The sequence below is a fragment of the Eubacterium sp. SB2 genome (genome assembly GCF_001244405.1).
Taxonomy (GTDB): Bacteria; Bacillota; Clostridia; order Lachnospirales; family Lachnospiraceae; genus Faecalicatena; species Faecalicatena contortus_B.
This window is the reverse complement of sequence record NZ_LN865152.1, coordinates 951,563-973,149: the sequence shown is the minus strand read 5'-3', so window position 1 is coordinate 973,149 and position 21,587 is coordinate 951,563. Positions and strand designations below refer to the sequence as shown.

General features: G+C 45.6%; 21 protein-coding genes. 17 read left to right on the top strand and 4 right to left on the bottom strand.

Going from position 1 to position 21,587, the window contains the following annotated elements:
• Positions 1-109: 109 nt before the first annotated feature.
• From BN1938_RS11775 to BN1938_RS24220, 8 genes are all read left to right on the top strand, one after another.
• A complete protein-coding gene (locus tag BN1938_RS11775; RefSeq protein WP_187376306.1) occupies positions 110-1,144 on the top strand; it encodes a substrate-binding domain-containing protein in 1,035 nt (344 codons plus the stop codon).
• Between the two features lie 137 nt (positions 1,145-1,281).
• Positions 1,282-2,805, top strand: a complete 1,524-nt coding sequence (locus BN1938_RS11770; protein ID WP_050640757.1) for a sugar ABC transporter ATP-binding protein — start codon at positions 1,282-1,284, stop codon at positions 2,803-2,805.
• Positions 2,806-2,837: 32 nt separating this feature from the next.
• On the top strand, positions 2,838-3,785 hold the full coding sequence (locus BN1938_RS11765; protein ID WP_050640756.1) for an ABC transporter permease: 948 nt from the start codon (positions 2,838-2,840) through the stop codon (positions 3,783-3,785).
• A 74-nt stretch (positions 3,786-3,859) separates the two neighbouring features.
• A complete protein-coding gene (locus tag BN1938_RS11760) occupies positions 3,860-5,110 on the top strand; it encodes a uroporphyrinogen decarboxylase family protein (protein WP_050640755.1) in 1,251 nt (416 codons plus the stop codon).
• Positions 5,111-5,367: 257 nt separating this feature from the next.
• Positions 5,368-5,706, top strand: coding sequence for a DUF134 domain-containing protein (locus tag BN1938_RS11755; protein WP_050640754.1), 339 nt, complete (start codon positions 5,368-5,370; stop codon positions 5,704-5,706).
• A 34-nt stretch (positions 5,707-5,740) separates the two neighbouring features.
• Positions 5,741-7,375: an FAD-dependent oxidoreductase gene (locus BN1938_RS11750; RefSeq protein ID WP_148487185.1), complete on the top strand. Its 1,635-nt coding sequence runs from the start codon at positions 5,741-5,743 to the stop codon at positions 7,373-7,375.
• 30 nt (positions 7,376-7,405) lie between these two features.
• A complete protein-coding gene (locus BN1938_RS24225) occupies positions 7,406-7,792 on the top strand; it encodes a hypothetical protein (RefSeq protein WP_334296478.1) in 387 nt (128 codons plus the stop codon).
• Complete coding sequence (locus BN1938_RS24220; RefSeq protein WP_334296477.1) at positions 7,707-7,931, top strand: hypothetical protein; 225 nt, start codon at positions 7,707-7,709, stop codon at positions 7,929-7,931. The genes BN1938_RS24225 and BN1938_RS24220 overlap by 86 nt, the downstream gene beginning before the upstream one ends.
• A 114-nt stretch (positions 7,932-8,045) precedes the next feature.
• Here the strand turns inward: BN1938_RS24220 and BN1938_RS11745 are convergent, their stop codons facing one another.
• Both BN1938_RS11745 and BN1938_RS11740 read right to left on the bottom strand, forming a co-directional pair.
• Positions 8,046-9,008 carry a hypothetical protein gene (locus BN1938_RS11745; protein WP_050640753.1) on the bottom strand — a complete coding sequence of 321 codons (963 nt, stop codon included), beginning with the start codon at positions 9,006-9,008 and terminating at the stop codon, positions 8,046-8,048.
• A gap of 438 nt (positions 9,009-9,446) precedes the next feature.
• Complete coding sequence (locus BN1938_RS11740; protein WP_009001509.1) at positions 9,447-9,650, bottom strand: cold-shock protein; 204 nt, start codon at positions 9,648-9,650, stop codon at positions 9,447-9,449.
• Positions 9,651-9,959: 309 nt separating this feature from the next.
• Here BN1938_RS11740 and ulaG point away from each other — a divergent pair, with 309 nt between their 5' ends.
• The 9 genes from ulaG to BN1938_RS11695 all read left to right on the top strand — a co-directional run bounded on the left by ulaG (position 9,960) and on the right by BN1938_RS11695 (position 17,922).
• Positions 9,960-11,018, top strand: coding sequence for an L-ascorbate 6-phosphate lactonase (gene ulaG / locus BN1938_RS11735; protein WP_050640752.1), 1,059 nt, complete (start codon positions 9,960-9,962; stop codon positions 11,016-11,018).
• A 30-nt stretch (positions 11,019-11,048) separates the two neighbouring features.
• On the top strand, positions 11,049-11,510 hold the full coding sequence (locus tag BN1938_RS11730; RefSeq protein WP_050640751.1) for a PTS sugar transporter subunit IIA: 462 nt from the start codon (positions 11,049-11,051) through the stop codon (positions 11,508-11,510).
• On the top strand, positions 11,507-12,253 hold the full coding sequence (locus tag BN1938_RS11725) for a creatininase family protein (protein ID WP_050640750.1): 747 nt from the start codon (positions 11,507-11,509) through the stop codon (positions 12,251-12,253). Before BN1938_RS11730 ends, BN1938_RS11725 begins: the two co-directional genes overlap by 4 nt.
• Positions 12,240-13,079 carry a Cof-type HAD-IIB family hydrolase gene (locus BN1938_RS11720; RefSeq protein ID WP_050640749.1) on the top strand — a complete coding sequence of 280 codons (840 nt, stop codon included), beginning with the start codon at positions 12,240-12,242 and terminating at the stop codon, positions 13,077-13,079. The genes BN1938_RS11725 and BN1938_RS11720 overlap by 14 nt, the downstream gene beginning before the upstream one ends.
• Before the next feature lie 219 nt (positions 13,080-13,298).
• On the top strand, positions 13,299-14,651 hold the full coding sequence (locus tag BN1938_RS11715) for a PTS transporter subunit IIC (protein ID WP_050640748.1): 1,353 nt from the start codon (positions 13,299-13,301) through the stop codon (positions 14,649-14,651).
• A gap of 67 nt (positions 14,652-14,718) precedes the next feature.
• Positions 14,719-15,018, top strand: a complete 300-nt coding sequence (locus tag BN1938_RS11710) for a PTS sugar transporter subunit IIB (protein ID WP_025655788.1) — start codon at positions 14,719-14,721, stop codon at positions 15,016-15,018.
• Positions 15,019-15,089: 71 nt separating this feature from the next.
• On the top strand, positions 15,090-16,112 hold the full coding sequence (locus tag BN1938_RS11705) for a uroporphyrinogen decarboxylase family protein (RefSeq protein WP_050640746.1): 1,023 nt from the start codon (positions 15,090-15,092) through the stop codon (positions 16,110-16,112).
• Positions 16,113-16,414: 302 nt separating this feature from the next.
• The gene (locus tag BN1938_RS11700; protein WP_050640745.1) at positions 16,415-17,212 is read left to right on the top strand and encodes a DeoR/GlpR family DNA-binding transcription regulator; all 798 of its coding nucleotides are present in this window, start codon (positions 16,415-16,417) and stop codon (positions 17,210-17,212) included.
• Between the two features lie 17 nt (positions 17,213-17,229).
• Positions 17,230-17,922 carry an L-ribulose-5-phosphate 4-epimerase gene (locus BN1938_RS11695; RefSeq protein ID WP_050640744.1) on the top strand — a complete coding sequence of 231 codons (693 nt, stop codon included), beginning with the start codon at positions 17,230-17,232 and terminating at the stop codon, positions 17,920-17,922.
• A gap of 172 nt (positions 17,923-18,094) precedes the next feature.
• Here BN1938_RS11695 and BN1938_RS11690 read toward each other — a convergent pair whose 3' ends face one another.
• Both BN1938_RS11690 and BN1938_RS11685 read right to left on the bottom strand, forming a co-directional pair.
• A complete protein-coding gene (locus BN1938_RS11690) occupies positions 18,095-19,666 on the bottom strand; it encodes a response regulator transcription factor (protein ID WP_050640743.1) in 1,572 nt (523 codons plus the stop codon).
• A gap of 13 nt (positions 19,667-19,679) precedes the next feature.
• Positions 19,680-21,485 (bottom strand): sensor histidine kinase, encoded by a 1,806-nt coding sequence (locus BN1938_RS11685; RefSeq protein WP_050640742.1) that lies wholly within the window; start codon positions 21,483-21,485, stop codon positions 19,680-19,682.
• Positions 21,486-21,587 lie beyond the last annotated feature (102 nt).

The window sequence follows — 21,587 nt, the reverse complement described above, 5'->3', positions numbered from 1 at the left end:
TTATAAAAATATGCTAATTTAGTAAGCTATTGTTGATTACAGAACCGAAATGTTTATGTAAAATGAAATTAACATGAACGAAGTGAAAAAAGGAAAGGAAGGTTATGTTATGAAAAAGAAAATGGTTGTGGTTGTTTTGGTTCTGGCGATGGCGATAGGTCTTACTGCCTGTCAGGGAGGAAGCAAGGATACGGACAGCACGGCAAAGACGGAAGACACGAAGAGTGATGCGCAGGGAACGGATGGGGATTCACAGAGCAATCTGTCGGATCAGCTTTATATTCAGGTATCTGCATTGGGGTCAGACCCTTATTTCTACGACCACAAAATGGGCATGGAGATGGCAGGCGAAGAGCTGGGTGTGCGCACAGAATTCGTGGGGCCTGCGGAACTGGACATGAATGCCATGGTTACAGCATTTGAGCAGGCAATTGCAAAGAAACCGAACGGAATCGTGGTGGTAGGTTTCAACGAGCAGCTGACTCCGACAATTAAGAAAGCCATGGACGCAGGTATCCCGGTTGTTACGGTAGATGCCGATCTTCCGGATTCAGGCAGAATTGCATTTGTCGGAACCGGAAATGTGGAAGCGGGAATCACAGGCGGAGAGAAGATGAAAGAGCTTTTGGGCGACAGCGGAAAAGTAGCGATCATGTATAATCCGGGCCAGACGAACCTGGAAGAACGTGTGGCAGGCTATAAGCAGGCATTTGAGGGAACGGGAATCGAGATTATCGAGGAAGTGGATACCAAACAGGACAGCGTAATTGCGGCACAGAATATCGCGGCAGTTCTGCAGAAACATCCGGATCTGAACGGAATCGTCTGTGTGGATGCGACCGGCGGCACGGCAGCGGCCACTGCAGTCAGAGAAGCAGGACGTACAGGAGATGTGAAGATCATCGCAATGGACCGTTCCAATGAGATTCTGGAGGCGATTGAAGATGGTATTATTTCCGCATCTGTTGCTCAGCAGACGGCGTTAATGCCATATTATGCTACACAGCTTCTGATTAATCTGAATAACTCCAAGGTGGAGATCACATCGGATAATGCAGCGGCAGGCGTACTCGGAGTACCCGGTTATATTGACACAGGCGCTATCATTGTGGATGAATCAAATTACGAGTATTTCAAGAGATAAAGACAAGGGTATGGGCGGGATTACACCGTCCATACTATTTTAAAGGAATTATAAAGGGATTCAAAAAAGTAATTTTGAAATAAATGCATAAAAAGGAATTCGTATCAATGAATTCGTAAAAAGGAAGGAGGGCGCCTGTGTCTGAATACATACTGGAGGCAAAAGGAATCGTCAAGATATTCCCGGGGGTCCGCGCCCTGGACGGGGTAGATCTGAAAGTGAAAAAGGGAGAAGTGCATGCCCTTGTGGGAGAAAACGGTGCAGGTAAAAGTACCCTGATGCTGACACTCGGCGGGATCCATAAGCCGGACGAGGGGGAGATCTGGATTGAAGGAGAAAAAGTGGTATTTACTTCCGCCCACGATGCACTGCAGAAGGGAATCAGTATCGTACACCAGGAATTGAGCCTGGTTCCGTGCCTGAGTGTGGCAGAAAATATATTTGCCAACCGCCAGCCGGTCAATAAGTTAAATCTGATCAAAAGAGAAGAGTTGTATAATAAAACGAAGGAAATGCTGAAACTGTTTGAGATTGAAAATATCGACCCCGCCACGCCTGTAAAGGAACTGGCGATTGCCAACCAGCAGGTTGTGGAAATCCTGAAAGCAATGTCTTTTAGGCCGAAAGTACTTGTACTGGATGAGCCCACATCTTCTCTTACGGAGGTGGAGAAGCAGAAGCTGTTCCAGAATATCCGCATCCTGAAAGAACAGGGAATCAGCTTTATCTATATATCACATCACCTGCAGGAGATTTTTGAGATTGCAGACAGTGTAACGATCCTGCGGGACGGGGCATATATCGCGGAAGCGCGGGTCACAGATATTGGCGAGGACTTTCTGATAACTAACATGGTAGGCCGGAAAATTGAAAATATTTACGGGCGCCGGAGGCCGGAACAGAAGATAGGGGAGGTGCTTTTCGAGGCTGAAGGAATTTCCAGGGGAAAAGCATTCCAAGATATATCTTTTCAGGTCAGAAGAGGAGAGATTCTCGGCGTATCGGGTCTGGTAGGAGCCGGCAGGACAGAAATCGGAAGAGGAATCTTCGGAGCAGAGCCTCTGGAGACCGGAAGGGTAGTGCTGGAGGGGAAACCGCTGCAGATCCGCTGCCCGCAGGATGCGATCCGGCAGGGTATCGGTTATATGAGCGAGGACCGGAAAGAGCAGGGGCTGTATGTAAAATTTGACATCAGGCAGAACCTGATTGCTAACCAGCTGCGCCATTTTTCGAAAAGAGGATTCCTGAGGGAAAACCAGGTTGACCAGATGGTGCAGGATGCGGTAAAGGACTTTCGCATCTCTACGCCCGGAATCCGGCAGCTGGTCAATAAACTCTCGGGAGGGAATCAACAGAAGGTGCTTCTTGCCGCCTGGTTCGGGATCCGCCCGCGGGTGCTGATTGTTGATGAGCCAACAAGAGGTGTGGATGTAGGGGCGAAAAGTGAAATATACAATCTTCTGAGAAATCTGGCGGAAACCGGCGTGGGTATTATCATGATCTCGTCCGACCTGCCTGAGATTCTGGGGGTCAGCGACCGGATTATGGTGATCAGAGAAGGCAGGAATGTGGGAATCATCCCGGCTTCGGAAGCAACAGAAGAGAAAGTAATCTCCCTGGCATCCGGCGTAGCAAAGGGTGACTGTGTTAGTACAGAGTAAAGGTGCCGCTTGGCGGCAGAGCGGAGGCAGATATGAATATGATTAAGAAATTATTAAAACAGAGGGAGGCGGCAATTGTGCTGATTGTGTTGGGACTGTCCATCATTATGACGATTGCATCCTCTGTTTTCCTGACATATCAGAATATTGTGGCATTGCTTCTGGGCATGTCCATTGAGGTAATCATTGCAGTGGGGATGGCGAATCTTATGGCCAGCGGCGGATTTGACATGTCTGTGGGGTCCATACTGGCATTTTCAGGAGTCTGTGCGGGGCTGGTGCTCAAAGCAGGAATGCCGCCAATTGTGGCGGTTGTGGTAGGAATAGTAATCGGCGGGCTGGTAGGACTGTTTAATGGGTTTATTATTGCAAAACTGGAAATCAATGCATTTGTAACAACACTGGCGTCACTCAGCCTGTTCCGCGGCCTGACTCTGATCGTGACAAGAGGCCAGAATGTAAGCGGGCTGGGGGATGCATTCAACGCCATAGGGCAGAAGGTGGTACTGGGTGTGCAGGCGCCGATCTGGTATGCCATAATACTCGTAATCATAGGCGACATCCTGATGCGGCATTCCAGGTTTTTCCGGCAGAACTACTACATAGGCGGAAACGAAAAATCCGCAAAACTTTCCGGAATCAAAGTAATCAAGATCAAGATTCTGAACTATGTGACCGTCGGCCTGTTGGCAGGTTTTGCAGGAATCGTGGCAACAGCCCGTATGGGAACTGCATCCGTACAGCAGGGCACGGGCCTGGAACTTCGCGTGATCACGGCTGTTATTATTGGCGGGGCCAGCCTGCAGGGCGGTGAAGGAAGTGTTTTCGGCGCCTTCCTCGGGTCACTTCTGATGGCACTGATCACCAATTCCCTTACACTGCTGGGGGTGGATATTTACTGGCAGACTTTCGTAACCGGTGCAACGCTGCTTACGGCAGTTTTGATTGACCAGCTGGGGAAGAAAAGAAAGAAAATGTGATCTGAGAAAAAATGAGAATATTCTGAAAACGGTGAGCAAAGGGGTCAGACCCCTCTGTGAAAGGAGAAGCTTATATGGATAGCAAGGAAAAAATCAGCAGGGCCCTGGCGCATCGCAGCGGCCCGGTACCATTGGATATCGGCGCAACCTCGGTGACCGGGGTGCATATATCAATTGTAGAAAAACTAAGAGAGTATTATGGCTTGGAAAAACGTCCGGTGCGTCTGATGGAGCCGCTTCAGATGCTGGGTACGGTAGATGAGGATCTGAAGCAGGTAATGGGAATAGATACTACGCAGATTTGGAATCCAAACACGATTTTTGGTTTCAGGGATGAAGGATGTAAGGAGTGGCGGACTCCATGGGGGCAGGATATTTTAGTACCGGATAACTTTGAAACGTTTACGGATGCCAGGGGAGATGTGTTCCTATATGTGGCAGGAGACCGAAGCCTTCCTCCTACCGCAAAAATGCCTCTGGGCGGCTATTTTTTTGACTGCCTGTTAAGGGGAGAGGACTATGATGAGGACAATCTGCATGTGGAGGATAACCTGGAGGAATTCGGTTATATATCGGATGAAGATCTGGAATCTATCCGGACACAGTGCGAATCGGCAGACAAAAGTGGTTATGGCGTTATAGCTGCGTTCGGAGGCACCGGTATCGGTGATGTGGCATTTGTACCCGGCAGTATGCTTAAACATCCAAAGGGAATCCGGGATATTGAGGAATGGTATATTGCCACTTTGACAAACCAGGATTATCTTCACGCAGTTTTTGAAAAACAGACGGATATAGCTCTTGAGAATCTAAAAAAAATAAAAGAGACAGTAGGAGATGTTCCTCAGGCCGCATTTACCTGCGGCACAGATTTTGGAACCCAAAAGTGTCCATTTTGCTCGAATGAAACTTTCCGGAATCTGTATATGCCGTATTATAAGAAAATTAATAAATGGATCCATGCAAATACATCGTGGAAGACATTTAAACACTCCTGTGGGTCAATTAAGGCTCTGATCCCAGAGCTGATCGAATGCGGATTTGATATTCTGAATCCGGTTCAGTGGACAGCGAAAAATATGGATCCCCGGGAGCTGAAAAAGGAGTTCGGAAAAGATATTGTATTCTGGGGCGGCGGAGTGGATACGCAGAAAACATTTGCCTTTGGAAAAGCTGAGCAGGTTCGGGAAGAAGTACTGGAAATGTGCCGGATTTTTTCAGAAGGCGGCGGGTTTGTTTTTAACACGATACATAACATTCAGGCAATGACTCCTGTGGAAAATGTAGTAGCAATGATTGATGCGGTGAAAGAATTTAACAGGTAAGTCGCAGGATGGAACTCCGAAACGGCAGGAGCCGTCGAACCGGATATTTGGGATCTGGTTTGGCGGCTCCTGATAATATTTTTTCCTGCAGCTGGGTTAGCGTTTGTAAGGGGCATGTAGTTGTTTAGGTAAAGGATGGCTGGAATATATTATAGATATTGTCTAAATTTAAATTTAACTTTAATATAATTTTTTGATTTTATTATTGACATATGTTCATAATGAGGTATACTGAAAAAAGGAAAAGAGGTGATGATATGGCCAGACCACAAAAGTGCAGATGCATCTGTTCCATTCCGGGGACTACGGGATTTTTGCCTGAGGGCAGTACTCCTAATGGGACGGTGACAATCGGATATGATGAGTACGAGGTGATCCGACTGCTGGATTATGTGCAGCTTACTCAGGCAGAGTGTGCGAAGAAGATGGATATATCCCGTCCTACCGTTACGAGAATTTATAATGAGGCAAGACAGAAAATGGCTGATGCCATGGTGAATGGCAGAAGTATCAGAATCGAAGGCGGCGATGTGATCGTATGCCGTGCTATGAAACCGGAATGTGTCAATGAATTGCATTGCTGTCATAGAAAATAGTCTGGATATATTATAAAACCAAAGGAGAAAAAATATGAAAGTATTGATTATTGGAGGAGTGGCTGCCGGTACGAAGGCTGCAGCAAAATTAAAGCGCCAGGATCGCAGTGCTGAAGTTATGATTATAACAAAAGATCAGGATATATCCTATGCAGGCTGTGGTCTGCCATATTACGTGGGTGGAATGATTGAAAAGAGAGAAGCATTAATTGTCAATACACCCCAGAAGTATTCTATGCTTACCGGTGTGGAGGTTAGGATCGGCATAGAAGCTGTGGGCCTGGATTCAGATAAGAAAGTCGTAAAAGCCAGAAATCTTCAATCCCAGGCAGAAGAAGAGTATTCCTATGATAAGCTGATCATTGCTACAGGCGCTTCTCCGTCCGTACCGCGGGTAGAAGGGATGCAGCTTGCTGGTGTATTTCGTATGCGAACACCTGATGATGCAATTGGAGTAAGGTCTTATGCAGAAGACCGCGGAGTGAAAAAAGCAGTTGTAGTTGGAGCCGGTTTTATAGGCCTGGAGGTTGCTGAAAACCTGAAAGCGAGGGGGATACAGGTCACAGTGATTGATTTTGCTGCCCAGATTCTACCCAATATTCTAGATCCGGAAATGGCTGCTTATGCGAAAAAGCATCTTCAGAAGGAGGGTATACGTGTAATAACGGGTACAAAGGCCGAGGCGATCATGGGTACGGACAGTGTAACTGCTGTGAAAACAACTGCGGGAACGCTGCCTTGCGAAATGGTTATTATGGCTGCAGGTATACGGCCAAATACGGCATTTTTAAATGAAAGCGGCATTGAAATGTTCAAAGGAACTATTCTGGTAGACGGACAGATGAAGACCAGTTTGGAGGATGTTTATGCTGCAGGCGACTGCGCGATGGTAACAAACCGGATCACAGGGAAGAGACAGTGGTCTCCCATGGGCTCTTCTGCTAATATGGAAGGCCGGACACTTGCACAGGTTCTGACAGGCGCCGTCAAAGAATACAAGGGAGTCCTGGGAACCGGCGTTGTGAAGCTCCCGAATCTGAACTGCGGGCGTACGGGACTGACAGAGGCACAGGCAAAAGAAGCGGGATATGAGGTGGTGACGGCCCTTGCAGTAACAGAAGATAAGGCACACTACTATCCGGGAGCCGCATCTTTTGTAACAAAGCTGATTGCGGATAAAGAGACGCATAAGCTTCTGGGAGCGCAGGTATTTGGCCCCGGAGCGGTAGATAAGATGGTTGACATTGCGGTGATGGGAATCAACATGGGTGCAGTCCTGGAAGATTATGAAAACGCTGATTTCGCATATGCACCTCCATTCTCAACAGCAATCCATCCCTTTGTCCAGGCGGTATATATTCTGTTGAACAAGATCAATGGAGAACTTGTGAGTATGACTCCTGCCGAATACGCAGAAGGAAAAGCGGATGGATGGCGTATTCTGGATGTAGGTCTGTCCCCGTCTATCCGTGGAGCGCAATATATTAATCTGGGCACGGTAAACGGAGAACTTGAGGGGATTGGCAAAGATGAGAAATTGCTGTTAGTCTGTACAAAGGGGAAACGGGCGTATTTCCTTCAAAACAGACTGAGATACTTTGGTTATGCAAACACGGCAGCATTAGAAGGCGGTGTCTTTTTCAACGATGTGAAGGTGAAAAAGACGTAGGCTGAAGTTTCAGCGGAAGATGTAACAAGGATTAAGGCACTTGTCTTCATCAGAGATAAGACGACCTCCGATAAGTTTAACGGACGTGTTATCACAAGAAATGGAAAGATCACTGCGGAAGAGGCCCGTACAATTGCAGAAGCTGCTGAGCTCTACGGAAGTGGTGAAGTGACGATGACCTCCCGGCTAACCGTCGAGATTCAGGGAGTACCATATGATAATATAGAGCCACTTAGAGAATATCTGATGCAGGCAGGCCTCGAGACTGGGGGGGACGGGATCGAAGGTCCGTCCGGTTGTATCCTGCAAAGGCACAACATGCCAGTATGGATTGATCGATACATTTGGGCTTTCAGAGGAGATACACGAACGCTTTTATCACGGGTATTCCAGCGTGAAATTGCCGGACAAGTTTAAGATTGCGGCAGGCGGATGTCCAAATAACTGTGTGAAACCGGATCTGAATGATCTGGGAATCATCGGACAGCGTGTACCGCAGATTGATTTCGAAAAGTGCCGTGACTGTAATAAATGTCAGGTTATGGAAACTTGTTAAACGTCCAGCTTAAACAGGCAGGTATAGGTATTATATAGATAAAACGGACACGGGGGAAATCGTGTTGTGGCAGAATGCTTCAGCAAAATATTTCTTTCCCGTGTCCAGTTACTATTACAATTGTTCCGTCTGGAGATAGTACCGGATATCTTCTTCCGTCAGCGAAAAATACTTTCTGAGCCGACTGGCAATAACTTCATCGGTATAGCCATCATCAGTTAGAGCTTGTACGAAAAGTAAAATATCCTGACGCATAACATCCTGCGTGACTTGTTTGGTGACCTGTTCGGTAACTTGTTTGGTAACCTGTTCGGTAACTTCTTCAGTGACGTCTTCAGTCACCTGCTCAATTACATCCAGAGCAATCAGATTAGTAAACTTTGCCACCTCTTTTTGTACATCTTCAGCAAATAATTCATGTAATGCTTCACACATATCTTTCACCTCCTCAAATGTGTTATGGTTTGCCCGGACTATTACGTCCATCATAGCCTGATAATCTTTGGAATGTTTATGCTTTTGATAGTCCTCCATCAGCATATCCAGATGTTCTCCTGGCACCAAATCTGTGCGCAGGCTGCTGAGCCAGAGGTTTTCCTTATAGGGCAGTTGGGGGATCAGTATTAACTGCATGGGGATAGGATCTCCTCTCAGATAGTAAATACCTGAAGATACCTGGCCGATGGTAATATTTCTTTCCTTTTTTAACTTTTTGGACATCTCTCTTGGATACTGGCTGCATACAAAAGAGATGGTTATGTCCTGAGCAGAAATTTCATCAACATGTTCCGTATTAGCTTTGTAGAAACAGGCGTATGCATATGTTTTATAAAAATCGTCTATGTTTAATGTATCCCCAGGGCTCTTATACTCGAAGATATTATGACCGCGCAGGATTCTCCCAAAATCCTTCTTTAGCGGCTCTTTGTCCTTTTTAATTAAAACCAGATCAATACGCATGGGCATTTTATTCAATCCAAGTTCCGTTTGGAATGTTATGGTTTCTGCCTCCTCTGCCGTATTGAGCTGAATGGCTGTTCCAAATATGGGATGCCATTGCAGCATTTGATCATTCATTTAGTACCTCCATTATAGCATGCTCGGTTTGAAGCAGGTAACAGTTCGTAACATAATTTACTGTGGCTTTAAACCCTCAATAGGCAGCACCTCTTTCAAATGGGCGCTGCTGTTGTGAACAAGTAATGTGTAAACAGCAGCAGAGTGATTACAAATCTGGATTCTTTGACGAGTGTCAGAAAAAAATAGATTTTCAATAGAAATAAAGATTTGTGCAGACAGGATATCATATCCGGATGAGGAAAAGCAATGTGTTTATTGTTGAAAAATAAGGGAATAATGTTGAAAACATAGACTTAATAAAAAGGAGAATCATAAGATGCTCTCCATTTATATTTTGAAGATAATACAGGAAAAAACAAATCCCCCGCAGACTCCTGCGGGGGATTTGACTTAGGTTTGCATAGAATTCAAATCTGACGAATCACGAAAACCGGATTATGCTCCAACTACGTTAACAGCCTGAGGTCCGCGGTTTCCTTCTGTGATGTCAAATGATACTTTCTGTCCTTCTTCCAGAGATTTGTAACCATCGGAAGCGATTCCTGAAAAGTGTACGAATACGTCTTCTCCGTTAGCATCGTTTGTGATAAATCCAAATCCTTTTTGTGCATTAAACCATTTTACTGTACCGTTATTCATAATAGGTACCTCCTAAATATAATATTTGTAAATCTCAGAAAATAAAAAATCACATATTTTTGTAAGGCATTATCAATGGAACATAATGACTTACAAAAATATGTGAAATCTAACTCCGATGAAAATACACCTATAGAATAGCATGAGATTTATGATTAGTCAAGTAATACGCGAAATATTCATATAAAAAGAAAATAATCATATAAATGCATTGAAAACATTCATAATAAATGATAAAATAAGCGTGAAAAGATAATAAACGATAGTTTTAATGAAAAATAACAATCATTTAAGGCAGGAGGAAACAAAATGAGCAAAGTGAATGAACTGACAAGAGAGAAATGGGTACTCGGAGCATTTCCTGAGTGGGGAACCTGGCTGAACGAGGAAATTGATGAGGAAGTAGTTGCCCCGGGAACATTCGCCATGTGGTGGATTGGATGCACCGGGCTCTGGATCAAATCCGAGAACAGTACGAACATTGCAATCGACCTGTGGTTCGGCAATGGTAAAAGAAGCAAAAAGACAAAGGAGATGGCTCCGTTCCATCAGATGCGCAATATGACAGGGGGAAGGATGACGCAGCCAAACCTGCGTGCGGCTCCGATTGTTTACGATCCGTTTGCGGTTACAACTGTGGATGCGGTACTGTCCACCCACTACCACAATGACCACATTGACCCGTTCTTTGCCGCAGCGGTTATGCAGAACTGTGAGCCTGACGTCCCATTTATCGGGCCGCTCAAGAGCGTCGAAAAGTGGCTCAGCTATGGAGTTCCGGAAGAAAGATGCAGAATTGTAAAACCGGGTGATGTGATTCAGGTAAAAGACTGCGAGATTGTAGTACTGGATTCCTTTGACAGAACCTGTCTTGTAACCGCGGATGAGGATATTCGGAATACCTGCCCCAACGATATGGATGAAAAAGCGGTCAATTACCTGATCAAAACACCGGCTGGATCCGTTTATCACAGCGGGGACTCTCATTACTCTACATATTATGCAAAACACGGCAAAGACTATGATATAGACATTGCCTTTGGTTCTTATGGTGAAAACCCGGCCGGAAATCAGGATAAGATGACATCCGTAGATATCCTTCGAATGGCAGAGGCTCTGCAGTGTAAGGTCGTGATTCCGTTTCACTATGATGTATGGACGAACTTTAAGGCAGATCCGGCGGAGATTTTGATGCTTTACAACTTTAAAAAAGATGTGTTACAGTATCAGTTCACACCATTTATCTGGGATGTGGGCGGAAAATATATCTGGCCTCTGGACAAAGATAAAAAACAGTTCCATTATAGAAGAGGATTTGAAGACTGCTTTACAGATGAGCCAAACGTACCTTACCGTTCCATTCTGTAAAAAATATTCAGGAAAAAGGAGAATGCGGAAATGTTATTAAGAGAATTAGTGGAGAAAAAACGAGTTTGCTTTCATAAAGGATTTGATACATGGGAAGAAGCGGTAGCGGCATCCTGCCAGCCTCTTCTGGACGACGGCTCTATCGAACAGGCATATATTGATGCTGTAATCGGCTGCGTGAAAAAATATGGCCCTTACATAGTGTTTGCACCTAATATCGCAATGCCGCATTCGCAGGAAGGCGCTGTAGGCGTGAATGACACGGCAGTATCTTTCATGAAGCTGGAGGAGCCTGTACATTTTGAAGAAGGTAATCCGGAAAAAGACGCCAAGCTGTTCTTCGTTCTGGCGTCCAAGGATCACGACGAACATATGAAGAACATGGAAAAACTGGCTAATATGCTGCTGACAGCCGATATCATGGATGCATTGATGCATGTTAAGGATGAAGAAGAACTTCTTGCACTGGATGCAAAGTATTCTGAGCTATGAGAAATCTTTTTTATCAGAACTGGACAACTGCGAGCAGGAATATACGGGAGAGCGAAGGCGTACTGTTAACCCTTGGTTCGGTGGAGGAGCATGGCCTCCACCTGCCTCTCGGGACGGATACAATACTGGCTCATGCATTTGCACAAGAGATCTGTGAAAGAGAGGACATGTATTATTATCCATGTATAACCTATGGACAGGTATGGTCCGCCAGGGAGTTTGAGAGCACCATATCCGTCAGTCCTGCATGTCTTGAAAATTACTGCCTGCAGGCAGTGGAAAGTGTGATGCGTGCCAGCCCCAGGCGGATTATTTTGTATTCTTTCCATAATGGAAACCATAAGGTCATTGAAGAGGTTCTTCGTACTTTGGCCGATCGTGGGTCCGGGGATCGTGTGTATCATATGAAGGCTGCCGGAATTGAAAAGAAAGCAGGACATATTCTGACCACGCCTCTGTGGAACGGAAGTGTATGGCATGCGGGAGAGCTGGAGACTTCTCTGATGCTCTATGTTAAGGAGGAACTGGTGGATATGAAAGCTGCGACCGCAGAATTTCCGCCGGTTCCGCTTCTTTATGGGAAAAAGCCGGTGCCATGGAGATCTTTTATAGAGAGCGGGGCCTTCGGAGATGCATCTGCAGCGACTGCAGAAAAAGGCAGGGAATTATTTGAACTTATATGCCGGGAGCTGCAGGAACAAATACGCTGTATAAAAGAAGGAGAGAACTATGAGCGAAATTAAGCTTGTCGTCTGTGATCTGGACGGGACACTTTTAAACGATGAGAAAATGATCACCCCCTATACGGTCTCTGTGATGAAAAAAGTCAGGGATATGGGGATCGCTGTCTGCCTTGCCTCCGGGCGTGACGAACAGATGATGTCCATCTATGATAAGCAGCTTGGAGGCTGTGAATATATGTTGTCGGATAATGGAGCGCTTGTGCGAAGCGGTGAGCGGGTGATCCACTGCAATTTTCTGGCAGAGGAGGATACCGCCAGCCTTCTGGCCTATCTGAATGAGCAGAAGATGACATTTATGATGTATTCTGCAGAAGAAATGTATTTTTCTGAGGGAAGCGAAAAACTGCAAAAGAGAATCCTGGATTACGAGGCGCTGTCTCAAAAAGCAGGCTGTCCGGTAAAACTCAAGGTCAGGGAGTTTCTCCGGAATGGTTCTGTGCTGGGGTATAAGACTGCTGCAAAAATCGTGGCCTACGAGGAAAATGAAGCAGCCATGGAAGCGTATAAAAGTTATGTTGACAGTCTGGCAAACGTACACCATGAACCAACGGGGTATGGCCTTTTAGGTGCATTTCAGAGCCAGGTCTCCAAAAAAACTGCTCTTGAGACAATTATGCAGGAGATGAAGATCGGTAAAGAAAACGTCTGTGTATTCGGGGATTATGAAAACGATCTGAGCATGTTTGCATGCGCGGATTATAGAATCTGCATGGAAAACGGCGTAAAGGCACTGAAAGACGCGGCCAGCAGTGTGACATTCAGCAATAATGACGATGGCGTGGCAAGATACCTGGAAAAAGAGTTGGGAATTGTGACCAAACAGTAGTTATATGAATTATAGTGAACATAAAACGAATACAAAGCAATAAAATGGTGATTAACGAGGCGTAAAGCTTGTTTAAAGAACAAAAAGTTCATATAAAACGATAAATAATCATATAATAAGATTGACAATTATCATAACGAACACTATAATACAAAGTATCAAGAATGCATTTTGCACAAAGAGATAGGAAAATTTTGTTACAAAGGAAGGAGAGGAATAATGTTAAACTCAATTCTTGATTTACTCTTAAAACAAATCTTCGGACAGCCGTTTCTGCTGATGGCGATCATCGTATTTATCGGTTATATTGCGATGAAGCAGAAAGTGTCCAAGGCGATTGCGGGTGCGGCAAAAGCATCCATCGGTATTATTGTTATGGGAATGGGATCCGGCGCCCTGATTGCGAACTTCGGAAAACTTCTGACGGCTCTTCAAAACGCAACAGGTATTCAGGGGGCAGGACTTAATACATACCCGACCATGACTGCCGGTTACGAGAAGATGGATGCGATTCTCGGAGAGGGAACAGGAGCTGCATGGGGGATTTACACACTGCTTGTAGCATTTATCCTGAATCTGGTTCTTGTGGCGCTGAGAAAGTTTACAAGGATCCGTGCCGTTTACCTGACAGGAAACGCTATGATCGTTCAGGCAGGTATCAGTACATATATTGTCTGGAGATTCCTGGGACTCGGAATGCTTCCTACAGTACTGATCGCAGCCGTAGTTACCGCTCTTTACTGGGGGATTTGTTCCACGTTGCTGATCGAGCCTACAAAGAAAATCACAGGCGCTGATTTTACGGTAGCCCATCAGCAGATGGTTGTAGACTATATTGCCTACAAAGTGGCTCCAAAGATCGGTAACCCGGAAAAAGATGATATTGAGAAAAAGAAATTACCGGAATCCCTGAATTTCCTTCAGGATAACATTATTGCAACGGCCCTTGTTATGTTCATTTCCACTGCAATCATTATGCTTGTTGTAGGAAAAGAACAGATCGACTGGCTCCGGGGAGCAGAAGGGCTGAATCAGGCGGGCCTGACAAACAACGTTGTATTTCTTATCTGGATCGCCATCACACTGACAGCCAACATCGTCGTATTGCTGAGTGGTGTGCGTATGTTCGTGGGAGAGCTGATGATGTCCTTCAAGGGTATCTCAGAGAAATTGCTTCCGGGCGCGGTAGCAGGTGTTGACTGTGCAGCGATCTTTGCATTCGCTCCAAAATCAGTAGTACTCGGTCTGCTCTTCGGAGCTCTGGGACAGATCATCGGTCTTGTCGGACTGTTAGTATTCAAGTCCCCGATCTTCCTGGTACCCGGATTTATACCGCTGTTCTTCGACAATGCGACCATCGCGATCTTTGCAAACAAGTTCGGCGGATGGAAGGCAGCAGCCCTGATCTGTACGGCAAATGGTCTGGTTCAGATACTTGGTTCCGCCCTCGCTGTTAAGATGATGGAAATAACATGGTGGCAGGGAAGCGCAGATTATGCGACAATATGGGTAGTAATTATCGCGATCTTCAAAGGAATTGGAAGTCTGTTGGGAATTCCGATAGCAGGTTAGGTAATTTACTGAAAAAACAAGGTAACTGTTCATGGATCTGAACAATGAAAAACAGGAGGTAAAAAAGATGCTTAATATTTTATGTGTGTGTGGAAATGGTATGGGAACCAGCACGATTTTAAAGATCAGTGTAAAGAAAATTTGTGATGAGCACAATATTGACGCCGCTGTGGAATCATGTTCATTTGGCGAGGCTCTGTCTTTTATCACAACAACGGATCTGGTTCTGACCAGTCCTGAGTGGGCGGGGATGCTTCCGCCAAGCAATGCTGTCATTGCAGAGACAAAGAACCTGATTGATACGGCTGCTGTGACAGAGACGCTTCTCGCTGCAGTAAAAGAACATTTCCCAAATGAAATAAAGTAAGGTTTAGTGCCTACCGGTATATTTACACCGGGAGGCACTCGTTAAATGTTTAGATTTTTAGGAGGATGAAAATGACTGGTTATGAGATTATCAAAGGAAACGTGAAGTTTACGGGGCCGGATCGAATTGGACTCCGCTTTGACCGGATCGCCGGTAAAGGGGACGTATGCCGTATTTTCGTCCTGCCGCCAAAGAGCACATGGCCGGAGGGCGCGCACTATACAGTTTCCAAAAAGGTGCGCCCCAAGAACGGGGAATATGATGAATGGGGATGTATGTGGGAAAGTGATGATGCCAGCGGCTCTGATATGGGCCAGGTAACGAACATTCCGATAGAGGAATGGGAGGATATGGATGATTATGTATTCCCGGATCCTAAGGCGGAAGGGCGTTTTGAGGGACTTCAGGAGGCGCTTGATGAGGCGGAGAAAAAAGGCCTCTACGTGCAGCTGAACAGCCCCCAGTGTATCTTTGAACGTATGCATTTCCTAAGAGGTTTTGAAAATACATTAATGGACTGTCTTGTAGAGCCCGAAGAGATTGAGGTTATGGCTGAAAGGCTTGCGGATTATCAGATAGGGATTATTGAAGAAGCCTACAGACTGGGCAAAGGCAGAATTCACTGTTATGATACAACCGATGACTGGGGTACACAGAACAATCTGATGATATCCCCGGACATATTCAGAGAAATATTCAAACCGCAGTATAAAAGGATCTTTGATAAAGCCCATGAGTGCGGCATGGATATCCGTTTCCATACCGACGGTAAGATCAATGATATCTTGGAGGACCTGATCGAACTGGGGGTAGACATAATCAATATTCATCAGCCGAGACTGGTCGGTATAGACGAAGTATCAAAGATCGCACAGGGCCGCATCTGCTTCGAAGCCGCCATCGACATACAGGCAACGCTCCCAACAGGCGACAAAGACTTGATCGAACAGGAAGCAAAAGAGCTGGTTGAGAAGTGGGCAACGCCCAAAGGCGGACTTATCGGAGTGGAATATGGTTATCTGGATGCCATTGGCACAACCAAGGAATCCATGCTCTATGCTCTGGAATGTTTTGAGAAGTACGGAAGTTTTTGAGGCTGATGGAGGGAGAGAGGGGCACAGCGTAGAGTGATAACCAGGAAGAGCCGGAAGGGTATATGTTCCACCAAGCGAATTCATACGCTGCCCCGCTTCGGAGCCTCCCCGGGCTGACAAGTTTTTCTGCCGATTGGATGCACCCAGCGAAATGAAGGGACAGACGCAAGCCTCCCGTCCAACAATTGTCAAGACTACTTGACGATTCAGAAAAACATTCATATAATTATCATAATAACATGATCTAATCATACATTCTTTAGAAAGTAAAGCCTGTCAAAGTGGTGGAAAGAGGATAAGATATGAAAAGAAGCAGAGCATTAGTTGATAACAGAAGAAATAAAGTGCTGCAGTCGCTGAAGAACAACGGCTTTGTAAAAGTCCAGGAACTGGCAGAAGAGCTGCAGGTATCTCCCCTTACCATCCGAAGGGATCTTCAGTATCTTGAGGACCAGAAAAAGCTGGAACGTTTTTACGGCGGGGCTACCGTGACCGACCGCGTAACCGAGATTAATACAGAAGAGGATGAGATTAAGCTTTACAGGAAGAGGATCGCCCAGTATGCGGCGTCTCTGGTAGAGGACGGAGATACGATATTTATAAATACCAGCGCGACGGCGCTGCAGATGATAAAATACATTAAGGATAAAAGAGTGATTGTGATCACGAACAATGGGAAAGCCATCTATACGGAGCATTCTTCCAAGGTATCGGTGATACTAAGCGGAGGGGAGCTGCGTGAGATAAAAGAGGCCATGGTGGGGGAATTTGCCTCCAACAATATCAGTAAAGTAACTGCGAAGAAGAGTTTTATAGGATGTTCCGGGCTGAGTCTGGAAAGCGGGATGACCACGGAGATACTGAGCGAGGTAAATATCAACCAGCTGATGCTGCAGCGGGTTACGGACACCTCCTACATCCTGGCCGACCACACAAAGCTGGGAAGAAACAGCAGCTTTGTGAGCTGCCCGACGGACTCCATTCTGAATGTGATTACAGATGAAAAAGCGCCCCAAGAGATTGTCGATGGTTTCCGGGAGTATGAAGTAAACGTAGTGCAGGTAACAAAAGATGGGGTACCTGTGGATTTCCAGGAATAAAGGAAGAGGAGAAAGAGATGTTAGAAGAGTTAAAGCAGAAGGTATATGAAGCAAACATGGAATTGCCGCGCCGCGGCCTTGTGACCTATACATGGGGCAATGTCAGCGGGATAGACAGAGAGTCCGGCCTTTTTGTGATTAAGCCCAGCGGTGTGGATTATGAGACGCTGATGCCGGACGATATGGTAGTGATGGATCTGGAAGGGAACAAAATAGAAGGCAGATATAATCCTTCTTCAGACACGCCGACCCACCTGGAACTGTACAGGGCATTCCCGGGGATAGGCGGAATCGTACATACCCATTCTTCCTGGGCAACATCCTGGGCACAGGCCTGCAGAAGCGTTCCCTGCTATGGGACAACACATGCTGATTATTATTACGGAGATATTCCCTGCGCGAGATCCCTGACCGCGGAAGAGATCAACGGGGAGTACGAAAAGAACACGGGACTTGTAATTATAGAGACATTTAAAGAAAAAGATCCTGCCAGTGTGCCGGGGGTTCTGTGCTCCAACCACGGACCGTTTACCTGGGGAAAAGATGCTGACGAGGCGGTGCACAATGCGGTTGTACTGGAAGAAGTAGCCAAAATGGCTTTCCGTACGGAACAGCTGAACCAGGGAGTGGCGCCTGCACCTCAGGTGCTGCAGGATAAGCACTATCTGAGAAAACATGGGCCGGGGGCTTATTACGGGCAGGGTAAATAAAGCAAACGCTTATCATACTGCAATGAGCATTGGGGGATGCACACGCCGCGATAGGTATATAGCCGCAAGGCGGCATCGCGGCGGCGCCAAAGTGTGCAAGCCCCTCATGAGTGAGGGGCTTGCACACTTTGTTTGTTACAGATCCTGTCACTACGGCTGGCTGCAGATTAAATCAACGTTCTGTCTGTATGGGGGCATCCTGCAGCTTCCGATATTCCGAGGGGCTGTACCCCGTGATATTTTTAAAGATACGGCTGAAATAATGCTGGTCATAATACCCAACGATACTGCAGATATCTTTAATGCTTAACTCAGGCTGTGTTTCCATGAGTTTCTTTGCTTTTTCTATCCTCAATTTTATAATATATTTCAATGGTGTTTCACCCTCATATTTCTTGAATATTTTCGTGAGATAAGAGCCGTCAAAATGAAAAGACTGGGCAATCGTTTCCAGACTTATGGAGGTCATGTAGTTTTGCTCAATAAATGTACGGATACGGCGTACTAATTCTTCCGGCTCATAAATATCATTTTCTTCTAACTGTAAAAGGTTATCAAAGACATCCATGATAAAATCAAAAATGCCCATTAAGCTTGGTGACAAGGCAAGCCTTTCGCAAAATTCGTATTCAAGATGCAGTATTTCTGCATCAGAAGAGGAAAGAAACTGATGGTAAGACTTTTCCATCAGCCGGAAGAGCTGCTTTTCCATAGAGCGCTGCAGAGCGCCCGACTCATCCCAGCTGAGGCACAGCTTTTCCAACTCTTTTGCAAGCGCTTTCCGATTATTTGTGCTGATTAAATTCAGCAGGATATCCTGGTAATCATCTCTTTCGGCCGGTACAGCATCCGGACAGGGAGTTTCTGTCTGTGTATCTTCGATATGAAAGCTGGAACGGGCAAGGCGGAGATGATGTTCCAGATGAACACGGATTTTTTGGGACACGGCCCATATTTCTCTGTAGGGTATAAACTTTTTGCCTGCACAGATGTTAACGATAAGGGGGTGGACTTGAGGGATCATACTCTGCAGCAGATAATTCCCAAGTGCAGGCAAATCAACTTTTTGTCCGACAGGGCAGGAAAGGATCAGGAATTTCTGGTTTGGCTGCTTGTCGTCTATTACCCACCATTTTGGGCAGAGTGTGGGTGCAGATCCCAGGATTTCTGCCAGATTTATCCGTTCCCAGCAATTCTGGAAAATGGACAGGTTTTTATAATCGGAAATCTGCTTGCATAGATGTCCCAGGCTGATTAAGAAAATTGCAAAATGTCCCCGCTTTAAATCCGAAGGCAATTCGCTCTGAGATCTGGAGCCATATAGACCGGACACAATGATATCCCGCTCTAATGTGCTGCGCCTTTTTCTCAGCCTCATCCCCACGGTCTCAAGAACTTCCTGAACCTGGTTTAGTTTCAGTGGTTTTAAGAGATATTCTTGAATGCCGATCTTCATGGCCTTCCGGGCATATTCAAATTCATTGAATCCGGTCAGGATGACACATTCTATGGCAGGATAACTTTCCTTTACCCGTGCAAGAAGGTCCAGACCGTTCATAACAGGCATCTGTATATCAGTGATGAGCAGGTCCGGGGAATATATTTTAATATGTTCCCACGCATCCAGACCATTCGCGGCGGCATACACTACCTTGAATTCAGGATTCACATGATGAATCTTATCTATGATATTCTGCAGAATCAGTGGTTCATCTTCAACAACCATTACTTTGTAGGGCAGCATTGCTTGCCTCCTTTCAGACACGCTCTAGTATAAGAACTCCGCCTATGGTTACGCAGGCGCCTCCCTCCGGCAGATTTTGAATGGAAAATACGGCGCGGTCCTGATATGTCAGCTTCAGCCGGATGAATATGTTGATTAAGCCCATTCCGTTAAGTTTCAGGTTTGGGATTTCCTTTTGCGGGTCAAGATGCGAAAAGGTGTTCAGAAGCTCTGCGAGACGTTCGGGTGAGAATCCGGTACCGGTATCTTGGACTGAAATCTGCCAGGAGTCTTCTGTTGTTACCCCTGTTACAGTCAGATGCCAGGGCGGGAGTCCGTTCATCGCATATTTAACACAGTTTTCCACAAGCGGTTCTACCACCATCTTAGGAATACGTATGTGAAACATTTCATCGGGTATCTGAATGTCATAGTATAGGTTTTTACCATAACGGATTTTAATCAGGTTCAGAAAATTTTTCGTGTGTTCGGTTTCCTCCTGGATTGTGACCAGGCCAGGCTCATCGCCGGAGATGTAGCGGAGCATGGAGGAGAGGCTGTCGCAGACCTCTGTGATATCTGTATTGCCGCCATTTTCTGCCATAATACTGATTGTAGTCAACGTGTTGTACAGAAAATGAGGATTCATCTGGGACTGAAGCGCAAGCATCTTAGCCTGTATCTCGTGGGATTTGGAAGAAATCGTTTCTTCCAGTGACTGTTCCAGCCTGTCCTTCATTTCCAGAAAAGAGTGATTGAGAACTTCCAGCTCATTCAAACTGCTGTGCAGCGTTTCATCCTGATGTTCCCCAAGAGTGTCCAGATTTAGATTTTTGATAGACATATAGAGGCGGCGGATCGGGACAGTCACTTTCTGGGCAATCAGATAAGAAACCATGAGAGTGACCAGAAGGGAAAGGAAACCTATAAAAAGCAGGTTATTGCGGAAATCCCGCACCGGGGCAAACAGCGTGTATTCATCCTCCAGAACAAGGACTGAAAAATTCGTATAGGGTGAATGTGTATAAGAGATAATTTTTTTCAGCTTGGTATCTGAATCAAGGGCTGTAAAAGTGCCCGTGTCCTGAGATGGATTTATGGTTTCCCAATAGGAACGGATGGAGGAGAGCGGCAGTTCTTCGGCAGTTTCCCCGGCAGGGTAGATAAAGGTCCCGTTTTCGTCCAAAATGTAAAACTGTGGGGCTATAGACATATTATCCATCACTGTTTCCAGAGAAGCGTAATCCAGCTGCATCTCTATTACCGCATTGTCCTTTTTGCCAAACTGCGGGGAGAAGGAGCGGTAGAGGGAGAGCACCGGAAGATGATAATAACTCCATTCATTCAGATGAGGCGGTGAGATAAAAAATGCCCCGTTTTTCTCCAGTGCTTTTGAGAACCAGTCGGTTTCTCTCAAGTTATCGAATGTATTTCCAAAAGCGGTATAATTTCCGGCGGAAATATAATGGCCATCTTCTCTAAAAATGTTTACCTGTGAAACAGGCAGTTGAGGTCCCATTATTGCAAAGAAAGCCTCGTTAAAAGCTCTCTGCGCTGACAGCGAATCCATATTCTGGCCATACAGCGAATCTGAGTTAATTAATTCTTTAAGCCTTGATGAATACAGGATTTTGGTCGAATTAGAGCTCATCTGTTCGATCAGGTCATCCATCCGCGCGGATACGGTAGATGAAATCATCGTTAGAGAGGAAGAAGCCTGTTCTTCCAGTGAGTCAGCAATATAAAAATAAAAAGAATAAAAAATAATAAACATGATGCTTGTAATCAGGCATCCATAATACATGAGAAGCCTGGTATGTAATGTGCCTTTTTTCTTCATCCTATTACGTGGCTCCCTTCTTTCTATGACTTAATTATAGCAAAAGCGGTTTCGGAAAACAATTATCTGAAAGGAAGAGTAAAAAAAGTCCAAAGTGGAAAA